This is a genomic window from Bradyrhizobium sp. LA2.1, from assembly GCF_040547725.1.
GTDB lineage: Bacteria > Pseudomonadota > Alphaproteobacteria > Rhizobiales > Xanthobacteraceae > Bradyrhizobium > Bradyrhizobium barranii.
In genome coordinates this window covers 101,748-115,830 of the sequence record NZ_JBEPQI010000013.1, presented here as the reverse complement: position 1 = coordinate 115,830, position 14,083 = coordinate 101,748, and the positions used below count along the sequence as shown (strand labels likewise).

Here is a 14,083-nt window from a genome sequence, read left to right as displayed (position 1 = left end):
CATATAAGACGGGGAAAACCCGCTTGGCCGCGGCTATACCGTCGCTGCGCGGGAGGGATCGTTATGACGGTAGGGTTCAAGCGCTGGCTGCAGCGCCGACATGATCCAGGCCGCCGATCGTATCGCCGTTACGATTGGGTGCGATGCAATCGCGCCGCTGCTCCGCGAAGAACGCCCCCTGGTTCGCGGCGAACTCGCCACCCCGGCGCTGCAAGTGGAACGCCACCAAATGATCATCGAGCCAATACATTGCGGACGTTGTCGCGGGCGCATGCGTTGGGCCACGGAGGCGCGATAGACTGAAAGAGACTCCAAGCCGGCGCAAGACTGGCCGTAGAGCATCAACTCGGACACATCGAGGGAGGGATGCATGACGACAGTAACCCGACGTAACGTCCTCAAGGGCGGTACCGCGCTTGCGGGCGGCATGGCCGGAATCCTGGCGGTTGGTAGGGCGCCCGCCTATGCGCAAGCCGCCACGGTGCACTGGCTGCGCTGGACCGACTTCGTTCCAGCGTCAGATCAGTTGCTGCGCAACGAAATCGCCAAGGAGTGCGAGAAAGCGCTCGGCATAAAGCTCAATATCGAGACCATCAACGCCAACGACATCCAAGCCCGTGTCACCTCGGCGATCCAGTCCGGGTCCGGCCCCGACATCGTCTGCGTCCTCAATAATTGGGGGCAACTTTACGGCGAAAGCGTCGTAGACGTCAGCGACATCGCGGAAGCACTCGGCAAGAGCCAGGGCGGCTTCTACGAAACATCCCGCGCTGTCGCCAATGACGGCAAGAAGTGGATCGCAGTGCCGTGGTCCATCGTCGGCTTGCAGATCGCGTACCGAAAGTCCTGGTTTGCCGAGATCGGCTACACGGACGGAAAATTCCCCCAGACGTGGGAGGAGTATCGCGAGGCCGGCAAGAAGCTGAAGGCAAAGGGACGGCCAATCGGCCAAACGCTGGGTCACACCTTCGGCGATGCGCCCGCCTTCGCCTACCCCTACCTGTGGTCCTGGGGCGGCAAGGAGGTCGAGGCAGACGGCAAGGCGATTGCGCTGAATAGCCCGGCAACCGTCGAGTCGGTTAAATTCATGGTGGCCTTCTGGAAGGACGCCCACGACGAAGGCGGGCTCGCCTGGGACGATTCCAACAACAACCGCGCTTTTCTGTCCGGGACATGCAGCGCCACGCTCAATGGCGCCTCGATCTACATCGAGACTCTGCGCAAGCCGGATACCTACAAGACGGAGGCCGGCGGGCCGCTGAAGGACGACATCCTGCATGCCGCGCTGCCCAAGGGCCCCGGCGGACAGTTCAGTTATCACGTCCCGTTCTCGAACCTCCTGATGGGTTATTCGAAGAACCAGGATGCGGCGAAGAAGTTCCTTGGCTGGATTCATTCCAAGGATGTCTACGACAAATGGTTCGTCTCCCAGAAGGGCTTCTCTGTCGGCCCGACCACGGATTGGGAAAAGCACAAGCTGTGGGGCGACGACCCGATCATGCTGCCCTACAAGCAAGCCGCGCGCACAGGGCGCTTCGCTGGCTACGAGGGACCCTCTACCCGCAGGGCAGCCGAAATCGTGACCAAGTACGTCATCGTCGATATGTACGCAAAGGCCGTCCAAGGCATGCCCCCCGAGGACGCCGTGAAATGGGCAGAGGCTGAGCTCAAGAAGGTCTACGTCTGAGGATAAGCCGCCCCCCGCCCATTTTTCGAGGGGCGGCGGAATCTTCCGGCCGACGAGGATCGAACATGGCGATCAGCGCGGTTTCCGACACCACGCTCCGCGAGGCGCCCCCTCCCCGGCGGCACCGTTTGCTCGAGGACGAGCGCTGGCTGGCGTTCGTGCTGCTGGTGCCGACCATCGTGCTGCTCGGCATGTTCATTGCCTATCCCTTCATGCGAGGGATATTGCTGTCGGTTACCAGCTCGCGCGTCGGTGTTCCCGGCGACTTCGTCGGCCTCGCTAACTTCTACAAAATCTTCAATGACGGGATCTTTCGCACCGCCGTTTACAATACCTTCCTCTATACGGGCGTGACCACCGTCTTCAAGCTGGCGCTAGGGCTGTGGCTGGCGATGCTGCTCAACCGTAATTTCCGCGGCAAGGCATTTACCCGTGCTTTCATCCTGCTGCCATTCATTATTCCGACCGTGCTCTCGACTTTCGCCTGGAAGTGGATGTTCGACCCGACGTTCAGCGTTCTCAATTGGCTCCTCTACCATCTCGGTTTGATCGCCGGGCGGATCAATTGGCTGGGCGATCCGGATCTCGCGATGATCTCGATTATCATCGTCAACATCTGGCGCGGGGTGCCGTTCTTCGCCATCAGCTTGCTCGCCGGCCTGCAGACCATCAGTCCCGAACTCAACGAGGCCGCCGCCATCGACGGCGCCAAGCCGTGGCAGCGGTTCTGGCACATCACCTGGCCGCTGCTGTTGCCCGTGACCATGGTCGTAATGCTGTTCTCGGTGATTCAGACGTTCGCCGATTTCCAGATTGTCTATGTGATGACGGGCGGCGGGCCGGCCAACGCAACGCACCTGTTCGCCACCTACGCCTATCAGATCGGCGTCGGCACAGGCCTCCTAAGCGAGGGCGCCGCCATCTCGCTCGCCATGTTTCCGGTCCTGTTTCTGGTCGTCGTCATCCAACTTCTCTACATCCGCCGCGTGGAGGTTCGCTGAGCCATGATCGAAGGCGCAAGGTGGCGAAAGTGGGTGTTCTTCTACGTCCCTATGACGTTGTTCCTGCTTTTCCTGCTGTTCCCGTTTTACTGGATGGTGATCACTTCGGTGCGGCCGGACGGCGAGCTTTACCGCCCCTGGAATTCGAGCAACTACAATCCGTTCTGGACCTGGAAACCGACCTTGGACCATGTCAGGTACCTGTTCGAGGAGACGCTGTTCGCATCGTGGCTGTGGAACACGACGTTCATCGCGCTCGCATCAACCGCCATCTCGCTCGTGTGCGGTGTGTTCGCCGGCTATGCTCTGTCGCGGCTGAACTTTCCATTTGCCGGCAGCCTGGGCACCGCCATCTTCATTACCTATCTGGTGCCTCAGACGCTGCTGTTCATTCCGCTGGCAGAGATCATACGCAACTATCGGCTGGGTGACACGCCTTGGTCACTGATCCTGACCTATCCGACCTTTCTTATTCCATTCTGCACCTGGATCATGATGGGCTACTTCAAGGCGGTACCGAAGGAGCTCGAGGAATGCGCGCGTATTGACGGCGCCTCGCGCTGGCAAGCGATGCTCTACATCGTCATCCCAGTGGCGATCCCGGGCATCCTCTCGGCCGGCATCTTCGCTTTCACGCTGTCGTGGAATGAGTTCATCTACGCGCTCGTTTTCCTGTCCTCGCCGGAGCAGAAGACCGTGCCGGTCGGCGTCACGTCGGAGCTGATCCGCGGCGATGTATTCTACTGGGGGCCGCTGATGGCTGGGGCCCTGCTTGGATCGATACCGGTTGCTATCGCCTATTCGTTCTTCGTCGAGCACTACGTCGCGGGATTGACCGGATCAGTGAAGGGCTGACAGCACCGCGGATCGCAGGGATTCGAAAGCGCGCATAGCGACAGCGCATAATCCGCTGGAGGCAGGTGGAAGCGAATGGGCCAGGTCGTCCTCAAGGGGATCAACAAGTTCTTTGACAACGTGCACGCTGTCAAAGACGTCAATCTGCAGATCCGCGACAAGGAATTCATGGTGTTCGTCGGCCCCTCCGGCTGTGGCAAGACGACGACGCTCAGGATGATCGCCGGGCTCGAAGCGATCAGTTCCGGCGATATCTCCATCGACGGCAACGTGGTCAATGAATTGGCACCCATGGACCGTGACATCGCCATGGTGTTCCAGAATTACGCTCTGTACCCGCACATGACCGTGTACGACAACATGGCGTTCGGCCTGAAGATGCGCAAATTCGAAAAACCCGAGATTGACAAGCGCGTACTGGAGGCGGCTGACATCCTCGGCATCGGCGAATTGCTCACGCGCAGGCCACGCCAGCTCTCAGGCGGCCAGCGCCAGCGCGTGGCGTTAGGCCGTGCTATCGTGCGCCACCCCCGCGTGTTCCTGTTCGACGAGCCGCTGTCGAACCTCGATGCCAAGCTGCGGGTGCAGATGCGCGTTGAGCTGAAGAAGCTACATCTGCGTCTCGGGACCACAGCCATTTACGTTACTCACGATCAGGTCGAGGCTATGACGCTGGGCGACCGGGTCGTCGTCATGAAAGACGGCGTGGTGCAGCAAGTGGGGGAGCCGCTCGAACTCTACAATCATCCCTCCAACAAGTTCGTCGCCGGCTTCATAGGCTCCCCAGCCATGAATTTCGCGGCCGTTACGGTGACCGAGGCGAACGGATCGCTGATTGCCGAGAACTCCGGCCTCCGCATCAAGCTGCCGGACGAGACCGCGCAGCGGCTGCGCGGTTGTACCGGACGCAAGGTCATGCTCGGCGTGCGGCCGGAGGACCTCACCGTGGCGGGTAGCTTTGATCTCGGCCACCCATGCTTTGATGCTGTGATTGAGGTGGTCGAGCAACTCGGCTCGGAAATCCTGCTCGATATGAAGGTCGGCGAGAGTATCATGGTGGCGAGCGTCGAGCCGACCGCGAGGGTGAGGGTGGGCGACAAGCTGCGCGTTGCCATGCGGCCTTCCAGGCTTCATGTTTTCGACGCGCAGACCGAGGCGGCCATCTAACGCCGGCAGAGGATCAATTCCACCGGTGAGCGGGAATTCGCCTTCTTGTCACCAGCTTCGATGACGCCCGGAGAGCGCGATGGCACTTGGCTCGTTGCCGGGCACACCGGATTTACGAGTACACGCCTCTAGGCCAGGGTCGGATGATCCCGCTGCACCGTCTCCCGGATCCAGCTGGCATGGATCGCGCGAAACAGGATTTGCGCGGTCTTGAGGTCGTTCGCCTTCATGCAGAGATCGACGATGCGATGGACTGCGTCATCGCGCATCAGCCCGTCGGAGATCTTCATCGCGATTTCCATCGCGACCTGGGCCGCGCGTTCATAGCGCTCACCTTCGCGCTTGTCGTTGCGCGCCGAACCGGCCGCGCTCGCGGCTGCGGCGTCACAGATCGCGCGGATGCGCTCGGCGGCCTCGATGTCGCCGAGCGGTCCTTCGATCGTCTCGTCCCAGATGTCCGCCGGCTTCTGCTTTGCGAACCACTTCATCGCCCCGTCACCAATGGTCTTCCGGCCGCCGTAGTTCCGCGCTCCCGCCTCGCCCAGCATAGAGAGGCCGATCGAGATCGGCGAGGCGATTTTTCCGCCATGCATTATCGATATGCAGTCAGGACGTCCGACGTGGTCCGATGGCCTCGAACTGCGCCTTCTGCTCGTCGTTCAGCGTGGCGTAGAAATCCTCCAGCGCTGCGCGAACCGACTTGACGCCGTCGAGCATCGTGTCGAGCCGCTTGCGAACCGCCGCCATTCGCGCCGGCGGCGTCATCACGTCGCTGGGCTCGCAGGCCGCCTTGAGCGATGCGCTGACCTTCGCGCTGGTATCCTGGAGCACCTGTAGCGCAGCACGCTGGGTGTCGTTGGGATGAAGCCTCGCCTCGATATCGGCGCTTGGCCAATCGAGCGCAGCAGGCGACGCGCAATTCTGGACCAGCGATCCCCCGGTGTTGCTGGAAGCCGTCGCACGACGCTGATCCTCGGCCAGCGCATTGAAGCGCGCCTTCTGCTCGTCGGTGAGCGAGCCGTAGAATCGATCGAGGGCGGGCTGAACGAGATCGACGGCTTTCTCCATCGCCTCGATGCGCTGCTGCATCGCCGTCAGCCGACCTGGCGCTGTCGCCGCGACCTGCGACGGGCAGGACGCGCGGATCATCTCGGACGCCTGGATCGAGGCATTGCCGAGTTCGTCGAGGCTTGCGCCTTGCGCCTCGGTCGGCTGCACAGCGGCGGCGATCTGGTCGATCGGCAGACCGACGATTTCGCGGCGGTCGCTGCCGCAAAGCCGATCCAGCGGGACGCCGCGCGCCTGGCGCCGTCCCTGCGGCCGCTGCGGCAGATAGGACGAGAGACCGTCATAGCCATAGGGCCCGAAGATGCCGGCATAGATGTCCGGATAGCCGTAGCCCCAGAAGCCGAGACCATCGCCCCAGATCGTGTAGTCGTAGAGATCGTTGTAGGCGAACGGCCAGAACAGCGGTCCGACCCAGCCATAACCGCCACCCGCATGTTGCCACCACCCGCTGCTGGCGCCGTGCCAGCCGGCCAGTGCGGCCGCCGCTGCGATCTGGGCGCGCGCGGCCGGATTGCTGATCAGACGGCCGTTGCGGAAGGCGCTGGAATGCGCGTTGAGGGCGTTGCGAAAATTCGCAGGACGGACGGCTGCATTGCGGATCTGGCCGAAGTTCGGACCGCGATGTCGCGCGCCAGTTGCGAAGCGGGGCCCGCCATGATGCCCGCCGGCATGCGCGTGCCCGAAGCCATGACCACCAAAATGGCCACCACCATGATGACCACCACCATGATGACTGCCGCCGTGATGGCCACCGCCATGCCCGCCTCCGTGCCCACCACCATGGCCGCCACCGTGCCCGCCCTTGCCCAGAGCCGCGCCCGCCAGCATGCAGGCAAGCGCCATCACGGCAATTCCAATGACAGGTCGCAACATCGCATCCTCCCGCAGAGCCGCGCCATTGAGGCATCGGAAATTGACGGGATTGGAACCGGCCTGACTGCCGAAAGTTCCGCGATCGCGACGGAGCCGCGCGCTATGCCTCCGGCACGATCTTGCCGGGATTGAAGATATTCAGCGGATCGAGCGCCTTTTTCAGCGCCCGCATCGCGTCGAGCGCTTCGGGGCCGAGTTCCGCCTTGAGATATTTCTGCTTGCCCTGGCCGATGCCGTGCTCACCGGTGCAGGTGCCGTCCATCGCCTGCGCGCGCTCGACCAGGCGATGCATGAACTCCTCGCCGCGCGCCATCTCGTCGGCATCGTTGGTGTCGCAGACCAGCGAGCAGTGGAAATTGCCGTCACCGACATGGCCGACGATCGGCGACAGCAGGTTGAGGCGCTTGAGATCTTCCTCGGTCTCGCCGACGCAATCGGCAAGCCGCGAGATCGGCACGCAAACGTCGGTTGCAACCACGCCGATGCTGTCGCCGGGCCGCAGCGCCTTCACCGACCAATAGGCGTCGTGCCGCGCCTGCCACAGCTTGGTGCGATCTTCCGGCTTGGTGGTCCAGGAGAAATCGCCGCCGCCGCAATCCTTTGCGATCTCGCCGAAGGCCTTGGACTGCTCGCCGACCTCGACCTCGCTGCCGTGGAATTCCATCAGCAGCAGCGGCGTTTCCGGCAGCGTCAGCTTCGAATAGGCGTTGCAGGCCTTCACCTGCGCGGCGTTGAGCAGCTCGATGCGCGCCACGGGAATGCCGGTCTGGATCGCCAGGATCACGGCCTGACACGCCCCGTGCACGGTCTCGAACGACACCGCGCCGGCCGCGATCGTGTCAGGGATGCCGCGCAGGCGAATGGTCAGCTCGGAGATGATGCCGAGCGTGCCTTCGGCGCCGACGAACAGATGCGTCAGGTCGTAGCCGGCGGATGATTTCTTGGCGCGCGTACCTGTCGTGATGATCTCGCCGTCGCCGCGCACGACCTTCAAAGCGAGCACGCTGTCGCGCATGGTGCCGTAGCGCACCGCGTTGGTGCCGGAGGCGCGGGTCGAGGCCATGCCGCCGAGCGAAGCATCCGCGCCGGGGTCGATGGGGAAGAACAGGCCCTGGTCGCGCAGATGCTCGTTCAACGCCTTGCGGGTGACGCCGGGCTGGATCACGCAGTCGAGGTCCTCGGCATGCACCGCGAGCACCTTGTTCATGTCGCGCAGGTCGATCGAGATGCCGCCGGCGGGCGCGTTGACCTGGCCCTCGAGCGAGGTGCCGGTGCCGAAGGCGATGACGGGCACGCGGTTCCTGGCGCAGATCCGCACCACGTCCTGGATGTCGGCGGTCTCCTGCGCCATCACCACGCCGTCCGGCGGCTGGTTGACGATCCACGTGGTGGTATGGCCGTGCTGCTCGCGAACGGCCTGCGAGGTGATGAGGCGGTTGCCGAACCGCGCGGCAAGCTGCTCCAGCGCGCTTGCGAGGGCTTTCGGCTCGACCCGCGGCGGATTATTGGTGATGGTCGTACCCACGGACATTCCTCCCGACAGAAGAACCGTGGCAAAGGACATCTGACCGGTCAAGTCAAGCGACCGCGCGCATAGCAGGAAAGACACATGCCGGAGACCGCCGCTGCCGAGCCGTTCCGCTCGTCGATCATGCAGATCGAGCCGCAATGGATCGACTATAACGGTCATCTCAACATGGCCTATTACAACGTGATGTTCGACCGCGCGATCGACCAGATGTGGTTACAGCTCGGGATCGGGCCGGGCTACATGAAGGAGCGAGGCGGCTCGACCTTCACTGCCGAATGCCATGTGCGGTATCTGCGCGAGATCCACCTCGGCGATCCCGTGCAGGTGTCGGTCTGGCTGCTCGAAGCCGACGACAAGCGGCTGCATACGTTCCAGGAGTTGCGGCACGCGACCGAAGGCTGGCTGTCGGCGACCTCCGAAAACATGTCGCTCCACATCGACATGGGCTCGCGAAAGGTGGCGGCCTTTCCGCCCGATATCCGGCAGCGCATCGCAGCCGTCGTGGGCGCCCACGGCGCCGTGCCGCGGCCCGAGGGCATCGGCCGGAACGTGGCGATGCCCTCGAAGCGGTAGCTGAACAGCTCGCTCTAACCCCTCATCCTGAGGAGCCCGCGAAGCGGGCGTCTCGAAGGATGCAAGGCCACAGTCGGGCCTTCATGGTTCGAGACGCGCGTTCCGCGCTCCTCACCATGAGGATCACACCTATATCCTTCGTCCGCGCGCTAGTCCCACCACGGCCGAGACCAGGAACAGCACGACCGCGATAAAGAAGATGATCTTGGCGATCTCGATCGAGGCGCCGGCGATGCCGCCGAAGCCCAGGATGCCGGCGATCAGCGCGATAACCAGAAACGTCACAACCCAGCCTAGCATGGTCAAACCCTCGTCTTGATGTCTGTCTGCGTTGGCGCGGCTGGCCGCGCCACCTGTCCAGACAATCTCGACGCGGGAACGATGGTTCCGGCCCACGCAAGCTGGAAATTCGCCCTCGCCGGGGGAACAAATCGGCCCGCCGCGCACGTGGAAAACCTCGGCCCGGCGCCCCATATAGGGACCAATCCCTGTTAAGAAGGCTCCCTTCCACCACCCCGCGGTGCCATCGTGGGGCCAATGATTCGCATGACCGAGCCGAGCAAAATCACCAGCGTACCCGACCACCAGCCCGCAGCCGGCGGCATCGCCGCGCGTGCGCGCGCCTCCGTGGGCCCGAAATATCTGTCCGGGCTCAATCCCGAGCAGCGCGACGCCGTGGAGACGCTGGACGGCCCGGTTCTGGTCCTGGCCGGCGCCGGCACCGGCAAGACGCGCGTGCTGACCACGCGCATCGCCCACATCCTCAGCCAGGGCCGCGCCCGCCCCGCCGAGATCCTGTCGGTGACCTTCACCAACAAGGCCGCGCGCGAGATGAAGCACCGGCTCGGCCAGATGCTCGGCCACGCGGTCGAAGGCATGCCGTGGCTCGGCACGTTCCACTCCATCGGCGGCCGCATCCTGCGCACCCATGCCGAGCTGGCGCAGCTCAAATCAAACTTCACCGTGCTCGACACCGATGACCAGGTGCGGCTGCTCAAGCAGTTGTTGCAGGCCGACAATATCGACGACAAGCGCTGGCCGGCACGCATGCTGGCCGGCCTGATCGACGGCTGGAAGAACCGCGGCCTGACGCCGTCGCAGGTGCCGTCAGGCGAAGCCGCCGTGTTCGCCAACGGCAAGGGCGGCAAGCTCTATGCGAGCTACCAGGAGCGGCTGAAGATCTTGAACGCCGCCGATTTCGGCGATCTGCTGCTGGAGGACATCCGGATCTTCCGCGAGCATCCGGACATCCTGCGGCAATACCAGCAGCGCTTCAAATTCATCCTGGTCGACGAATATCAGGACACCAACGTCGCGCAATATCTGTGGCTGCGGCTGCTGTCGCAGGCGCCGACGTCTCCCTCGTTCACCTCTCCCCGCGTGCGGGGAGAGGTCGCATCGCAAAGCGATGCGGGTGAGGAGGACTCTCCGCAGACTGAACTCGTGGAGACAGCCCCTCACCCCGACGCTCTCAGCGCGAGCGAAGCTCGTCGCGACCCCGCAAGCGGGGCGAGGGAGCAGACGCCCCACGTCAAAAACATCTGCTGCGTCGGCGACGACGACCAGTCGATCTATGGCTGGCGCGGCGCCGAGGTCGACAACATCCTGCGCTTCGACCACGATTTCCCCGGCGCCAAGGTCATTCGCCTCGAGCGCAATTACCGCTCGACCGGCCACATCCTCGCCGCCGCCTCGCACCTGATCGCACACAACGAAGGCCGGCTCGGCAAGACGCTGCGCACCGAGGACCATGACGGCGAGAAGGTCACCGTCACCGGCTCGTGGGATTCGGAAGAGGAAGCCCGCGGCATCGGCGAGGAGATCGAGCAGATCCAGCGCCAGGGCGACAAGCTCAACGAGATCGCGATCCTGGTGCGTGCCTCCTACCAGATGCGCGAGTTCGAAGATCGTTTCGTCACGCTTGGCCTGCCCTACCGCGTGATCGGCGGCCCGCGCTTCTACGAGCGCGCCGAAATCCGCGACGCGCTGGCTTATCTGCGCGTGATCAATTCACCGGCCGACGATCTCGCCTTCGAGCGCATCGTCAACGTGCCCAAGCGCGGCCTTGGCGACGCCACCGTGCAGATGCTGCACGACCACGCCCGCAAGCGCCGCATCCCGCTGTTCGAAGCGGCGCGCGCGGTGGTCGAGACCGACGAGTTGAAGCCGAAGGCGCGCGGAAGCTTGCGCGACGTCGTCGCCCAGTTCGACCGCTGGCGTGCCCAGCGCGAGGTCACCGCGCACACCGATCTCGCCCAGATCGTGCTCGACGAGAGCGGCTATACCGAGATGTGGCAGAAGGACCGCTCGGCGGATGCCGCGGGCCGGCTGGAGAACCTGAAAGAGCTGGTGCGCTCGATGGAGGAGTTCGAGAACCTGCAGGGGTTCTTGGAGCACATCTCGCTGGTGATGGATCGCGACGGCGGCGCCGAGGAAGACGCGGTGTCGCTGATGACGCTGCATTCCGCCAAGGGTCTCGAATTCGACAACGTGTTCCTGCCCGGCTGGGAGGAAGGCCTGTTCCCGAGCCAGCGCACGCTGGACGAACAGGGCCGCGCCGGCCTCGAGGAAGAGCGCCGGCTCGGCCATGTCGGCCTGACCCGCGCGAGGCGCCGCGCAAAGATCTACTTTGCGACCAACCGACGGATCCATGGCACCTGGTCGACCACGATCCCGTCGCGCTTCCTCGACGAATTGCCGTCCGCCAATGTCGAGATCACGGAATCCAAGGGCGGCTCGGCCTGGGGCGGCACCGGCGGCTACGGCGCCTCGCGTTTCGACGACATGGAGGCGTTCGGTTCCACCTATTCGACCCCGGGCTGGCAGCGCGCCCAGGCCAACCGCAACCGGGGCGGCGGCCGCAGTGGCGGCGGCCAAGGCGGCTTCGAGGAACAGGCCTCGTCGTTCTCCTCCTCATCCGGCCCGGATTTCGGCAGCTTCTCCTCACGCCGCCGCGGGCCGATGACGATCGAGGGCGAGCTGGTCGCCAAATCCACCGGCACCACCTCGGAATTTTCCCTCTCCGACCGCGTCTTCCACCAGAAATTCGGCTACGGCCGCGTCACCAAGATCGACGGCAACAAGCTCACCATCGCCTTCGACAAGGCCGGCGAGAAGAAGGTCGTGGATAGCTTCGTGCAGCGGGCGTGAGGCTTGCCATGCCTCCGTACGTCGCCATCATCGAGGACGCCGGCCCGGACGACCCCGTCAGCTTGTGGTTTCCCGACCTGCCGGGCTGCATTTCCGGCGGCGACGACGTCGACGAGGCCCTGGAGAGTGCGCCCGAGGCGCTCGCATTTTATGCGCAGGAGCTGAGCGCGGACGGCCGCCAGCTTCCCCCGCCGCGGACATTGGACGAGCTCAAGGCCGACCCTGCTGTGGCCGACGACCTCAGGAAACACACGGTCGCCCTGATCGAATGGCCGCCCCTCCCTGAGGCCGAGTGAGGACTGTTCGCCGCACTGGCCGGACGTTCGACAGTTCTCACCCGAACGCCCCTTGACCACCGCGAACTTCCCCGTATCAGATGCGCCCATGGTCCGGGGCTCCATCACACTGATCTTGCTGGCATTGGTTATGCCGTCGCTTGCGGCGGCGGAGACCATGAGCTTTGGCGATTCGATCGGGCTCCTGGCCAAGAGCTGCGGCGCGGAAATCGTCGCCAATTGCCGCGGCGTCAACCCGGACTCGACCCGGCTGAAAGAGTGCCTGTCCCGCAACCGCGACGTGCTCTCCCAGCAATGCCAGAGCGACTATCTCGGCGCCTTCGATGCCATCCAGAAGCGCGTCGCCGCGCGCGTCACGGTGGCGAACGCCTGCCAGCGCGAGATCGTCAAGGTCTGCGGCGGCTCGACCAAGGAGACCAGCAAGTCGATCCCCTGCCTGGTCACGACGCCCAAGGGCATCAGCAACAACTGCCTGAAGGCCGTCGACGACGCGGGGTATCGGTGATGCGCGCGAACGGAATCGCCATCACGCTGGTCGTGGTCCAGGTCCTGGCCCTGCTCGCGGGCGCAGCAAGCGCGCAGACGGCGGCGCCGACGCGTGACGACATCGTCGGCAAGCTGAACCATTTCGAACAGGCCGCCGAGGTCGACCTTCCCGCGCTGAAGCAGCAGGTGATGGAGCGCGCCAAGGCCAGGATCAAGAACGATCCGGGTCCGGTGAACCGGCCGCTGATCGCGCCTGATCTCGCCAACCTGCCCGCCTTCAACGCGCAGATCCAGTTCGACGCCGACACGCCGATCATCCAGCCGACCTCCTACCAGACCGTCGGCCGCATCGCGGACGCGCTGGTTAACTCCTCGCTGCTGCCGTACACGTTCCTGATCGTCGGCCATGTCGAATCCAATGCGAAGACGCGCGAGGCCAATGCGATCCTGAGCCAGCGACGCGCCGATGCGATCCGTGACGTCCTGGTGAACACCTTCAAGATCTCGACCAAGCGGCTGCATCCGATCGGCCTCGGCGAGGAGCAGTTTCTCGACCGGGCCAAGCCGACCTCGGCGGTCAACGGTCAGTTGCAAATCCTGACCTATGCCAAGGTGCCGGAGGAGGCGCCTGCGCATCCAGCTGCGGCGCCTGGGCCTGCGGCGAAAAAGCCCGCCAAGAAGCGCTGAACGAGATCACCTCCCCTGACGGAACTCTTTGAAGTTCCGACCGTTTTGCGGCCTGTCGAAAGCGCAACAGCCATGCTTTGCGCGACACGCGAGCCGGTTTGTGCACTGCCCTATCAGGTGCTATAGCCTGTTCTCGCCCTTCCCAGACCCCATGCTGCACGAGACCGAGATGGCTGGTTATTTTCAACGCCAACTGGCCGATTACGTCGAATATCATCGCGATCCCTGGAACTGCGCGATGCACGTGGTCGGAATCCTCCTGCTCTTCACCGGCGCCGTGCTGCCGCTCACTCTCGTGCGTTTTCCCATCTTCGGGATCGAGGTGAGCTTGGCCGTGGTTGCGGCCCTGCCGGTGCTGGTTTACTGGCTGATGCTGGACGCCGGGATTGGGCTCGGCATCCTCGCCGCGATGATCGTGCTGCTTTCGGTCGCAACCGCAATCGGCAATCAGGCCTCGATCGTCATGATGTGGTCGATTTTTGCGCTGCTGATCGGATCTGGCGTCGCAGCGCAGATCGTGGGCCACAGGGTTTTCGAGGAACGGCAGCCGTCGATGGTCGACCACCCCGCGCATTTCCTGCTTGGACCGATGTTTGTCATGGCGAAATTATTCATTGCACTGGGCTTCCGTCGCGACCTTGCCGCGATTTTGGCGCCTGTTCCGACCAATTCCCTTTCAACCCGATAGCTCTAGAAGCGAAACAGTAAA

The 14,083-nt window shown here is 63.8% G+C and carries 15 protein-coding genes; 10 read left to right on the top strand and 5 right to left on the bottom strand.

What is annotated here, in order from left to right:
* Nucleotides 1–76: 76 nt before the first annotated feature.
* Nucleotides 77–250: a hypothetical protein gene (locus ABIB95_RS25085; RefSeq protein WP_155257718.1), complete on the bottom strand. Its 174-nt coding sequence runs from the start codon at nucleotides 248–250 to the stop codon at nucleotides 77–79.
* Nucleotides 251–370: 120 nt separating this feature from the next.
* On the opposite strand from ABIB95_RS25085, the gene ABIB95_RS25080 reads away from it, so the two are divergent.
* From ABIB95_RS25080 to ABIB95_RS25065, 4 genes are all read left to right on the top strand, one after another.
* A complete protein-coding gene (locus ABIB95_RS25080; RefSeq protein WP_354242956.1) occupies nucleotides 371–1,687 on the top strand; it encodes an ABC transporter substrate-binding protein in 1,317 nt (438 codons plus the stop codon).
* A 65-nt stretch (nucleotides 1,688–1,752) separates the two neighbouring features.
* Nucleotides 1,753–2,688 carry a carbohydrate ABC transporter permease gene (locus tag ABIB95_RS25075; RefSeq protein ID WP_071910457.1) on the top strand — a complete coding sequence of 312 codons (936 nt, stop codon included), beginning with the start codon at nucleotides 1,753–1,755 and terminating at the stop codon, nucleotides 2,686–2,688.
* A 3-nt stretch (nucleotides 2,689–2,691) separates the two neighbouring features.
* A complete protein-coding gene (locus tag ABIB95_RS25070) occupies nucleotides 2,692–3,543 on the top strand; it encodes a carbohydrate ABC transporter permease (protein WP_354242951.1) in 852 nt (283 codons plus the stop codon).
* A gap of 75 nt (nucleotides 3,544–3,618) precedes the next feature.
* The gene (locus ABIB95_RS25065) at nucleotides 3,619–4,710 is read left to right on the top strand and encodes an ABC transporter ATP-binding protein (RefSeq protein ID WP_039155822.1); all 1,092 of its coding nucleotides are present in this window, start codon (nucleotides 3,619–3,621) and stop codon (nucleotides 4,708–4,710) included.
* Between the two features lie 128 nt (nucleotides 4,711–4,838).
* On the opposite strand, the gene ABIB95_RS25060 is transcribed toward ABIB95_RS25065, so the two are convergent.
* From ABIB95_RS25060 to ABIB95_RS25050, 3 genes are all read right to left on the bottom strand, one after another.
* Nucleotides 4,839–5,198, bottom strand: a complete 360-nt coding sequence (locus ABIB95_RS25060; protein ID WP_354243164.1) for a hypothetical protein — start codon at nucleotides 5,196–5,198, stop codon at nucleotides 4,839–4,841.
* 118 nt (nucleotides 5,199–5,316) lie between these two features.
* A complete protein-coding gene (locus ABIB95_RS25055; protein WP_354242947.1) occupies nucleotides 5,317–6,651 on the bottom strand; it encodes a Spy/CpxP family protein refolding chaperone in 1,335 nt (444 codons plus the stop codon).
* A gap of 100 nt (nucleotides 6,652–6,751) precedes the next feature.
* Nucleotides 6,752–8,176 (bottom strand): FAD-binding oxidoreductase, encoded by a 1,425-nt coding sequence (locus tag ABIB95_RS25050; RefSeq protein WP_085399524.1) that lies wholly within the window; start codon nucleotides 8,174–8,176, stop codon nucleotides 6,752–6,754.
* A gap of 84 nt (nucleotides 8,177–8,260) precedes the next feature.
* Between ABIB95_RS25050 and ABIB95_RS25045 the strand changes: the two genes are divergently transcribed.
* Entirely contained in the window at nucleotides 8,261–8,755 is a 495-nt protein-coding gene (locus ABIB95_RS25045) for a thioesterase family protein (RefSeq protein WP_028147665.1), read from the top strand.
* 129 nt (nucleotides 8,756–8,884) lie between these two features.
* Here ABIB95_RS25045 and ABIB95_RS25040 read toward each other — a convergent pair whose 3' ends face one another.
* Complete coding sequence (locus ABIB95_RS25040; RefSeq protein WP_014493008.1) at nucleotides 8,885–9,055, bottom strand: DUF1328 domain-containing protein; 171 nt, start codon at nucleotides 9,053–9,055, stop codon at nucleotides 8,885–8,887.
* Nucleotides 9,056–9,292: 237 nt separating this feature from the next.
* Here ABIB95_RS25040 and ABIB95_RS25035 point away from each other — a divergent pair, with 237 nt between their 5' ends.
* The 5 genes from ABIB95_RS25035 to ABIB95_RS25015 all read left to right on the top strand — a co-directional run bounded on the left by ABIB95_RS25035 (nucleotide 9,293) and on the right by ABIB95_RS25015 (nucleotide 14,062).
* Nucleotides 9,293–11,905, top strand: a complete 2,613-nt coding sequence (locus ABIB95_RS25035) for an ATP-dependent helicase (protein WP_354242943.1) — start codon at nucleotides 9,293–9,295, stop codon at nucleotides 11,903–11,905.
* Between the two features lie 8 nt (nucleotides 11,906–11,913).
* Nucleotides 11,914–12,201 carry a type II toxin-antitoxin system HicB family antitoxin gene (locus tag ABIB95_RS25030; protein ID WP_354242940.1) on the top strand — a complete coding sequence of 96 codons (288 nt, stop codon included), beginning with the start codon at nucleotides 11,914–11,916 and terminating at the stop codon, nucleotides 12,199–12,201.
* A gap of 88 nt (nucleotides 12,202–12,289) precedes the next feature.
* The gene (locus ABIB95_RS25025) at nucleotides 12,290–12,706 is read left to right on the top strand and encodes a hypothetical protein (protein ID WP_085399497.1); all 417 of its coding nucleotides are present in this window, start codon (nucleotides 12,290–12,292) and stop codon (nucleotides 12,704–12,706) included.
* The gene (locus ABIB95_RS25020; protein ID WP_354242937.1) at nucleotides 12,706–13,374 is read left to right on the top strand and encodes an OmpA family protein; all 669 of its coding nucleotides are present in this window, start codon (nucleotides 12,706–12,708) and stop codon (nucleotides 13,372–13,374) included. The genes ABIB95_RS25025 and ABIB95_RS25020 overlap by 1 nt, the downstream gene beginning before the upstream one ends.
* A gap of 151 nt (nucleotides 13,375–13,525) precedes the next feature.
* A complete protein-coding gene (locus ABIB95_RS25015; RefSeq protein ID WP_085399499.1) occupies nucleotides 13,526–14,062 on the top strand; it encodes an Mpo1 family 2-hydroxy fatty acid dioxygenase in 537 nt (178 codons plus the stop codon).
* Nucleotides 14,063–14,083 lie beyond the last annotated feature (21 nt).

Coding starts and splice junctions, on each gene's coding strand:
- ABIB95_RS25085 (WP_155257718.1), bottom strand. CDS start 250: ATGTATTGGCTCGATGATCATTTGGTGGCGTTCCACTTGCAGCGCCGG.
- ABIB95_RS25080 (WP_354242956.1), top strand. CDS start 371: ATGACGACAGTAACCCGACGTAACGTCCTCAAGGGCGGTACCGCGCTT.
- ABIB95_RS25075 (WP_071910457.1), top strand. CDS start 1,753: ATGGCGATCAGCGCGGTTTCCGACACCACGCTCCGCGAGGCGCCCCCT.
- ABIB95_RS25070 (WP_354242951.1), top strand. CDS start 2,692: ATGATCGAAGGCGCAAGGTGGCGAAAGTGGGTGTTCTTCTACGTCCCT.
- ABIB95_RS25065 (WP_039155822.1), top strand. CDS start 3,619: ATGGGCCAGGTCGTCCTCAAGGGGATCAACAAGTTCTTTGACAACGTG.
- ABIB95_RS25060 (WP_354243164.1), bottom strand. CDS start 5,198: ATGAAGTGGTTCGCAAAGCAGAAGCCGGCGGACATCTGGGACGAGACG.
- ABIB95_RS25055 (WP_354242947.1), bottom strand. CDS start 6,651: ATGTTGCGACCTGTCATTGGAATTGCCGTGATGGCGCTTGCCTGCATG.
- ABIB95_RS25045 (WP_028147665.1), top strand. CDS start 8,261: ATGCCGGAGACCGCCGCTGCCGAGCCGTTCCGCTCGTCGATCATGCAG.
- ABIB95_RS25040 (WP_014493008.1), bottom strand. CDS start 9,055: ATGCTAGGCTGGGTTGTGACGTTTCTGGTTATCGCGCTGATCGCCGGC.
- ABIB95_RS25035 (WP_354242943.1), top strand. CDS start 9,293: ATGATTCGCATGACCGAGCCGAGCAAAATCACCAGCGTACCCGACCAC.
- ABIB95_RS25030 (WP_354242940.1), top strand. CDS start 11,914: ATGCCTCCGTACGTCGCCATCATCGAGGACGCCGGCCCGGACGACCCC.
- ABIB95_RS25025 (WP_085399497.1), top strand. CDS start 12,290: ATGGTCCGGGGCTCCATCACACTGATCTTGCTGGCATTGGTTATGCCG.
- ABIB95_RS25020 (WP_354242937.1), top strand. CDS start 12,706: ATGCGCGCGAACGGAATCGCCATCACGCTGGTCGTGGTCCAGGTCCTG.
- ABIB95_RS25015 (WP_085399499.1), top strand. CDS start 13,526: ATGCTGCACGAGACCGAGATGGCTGGTTATTTTCAACGCCAACTGGCC.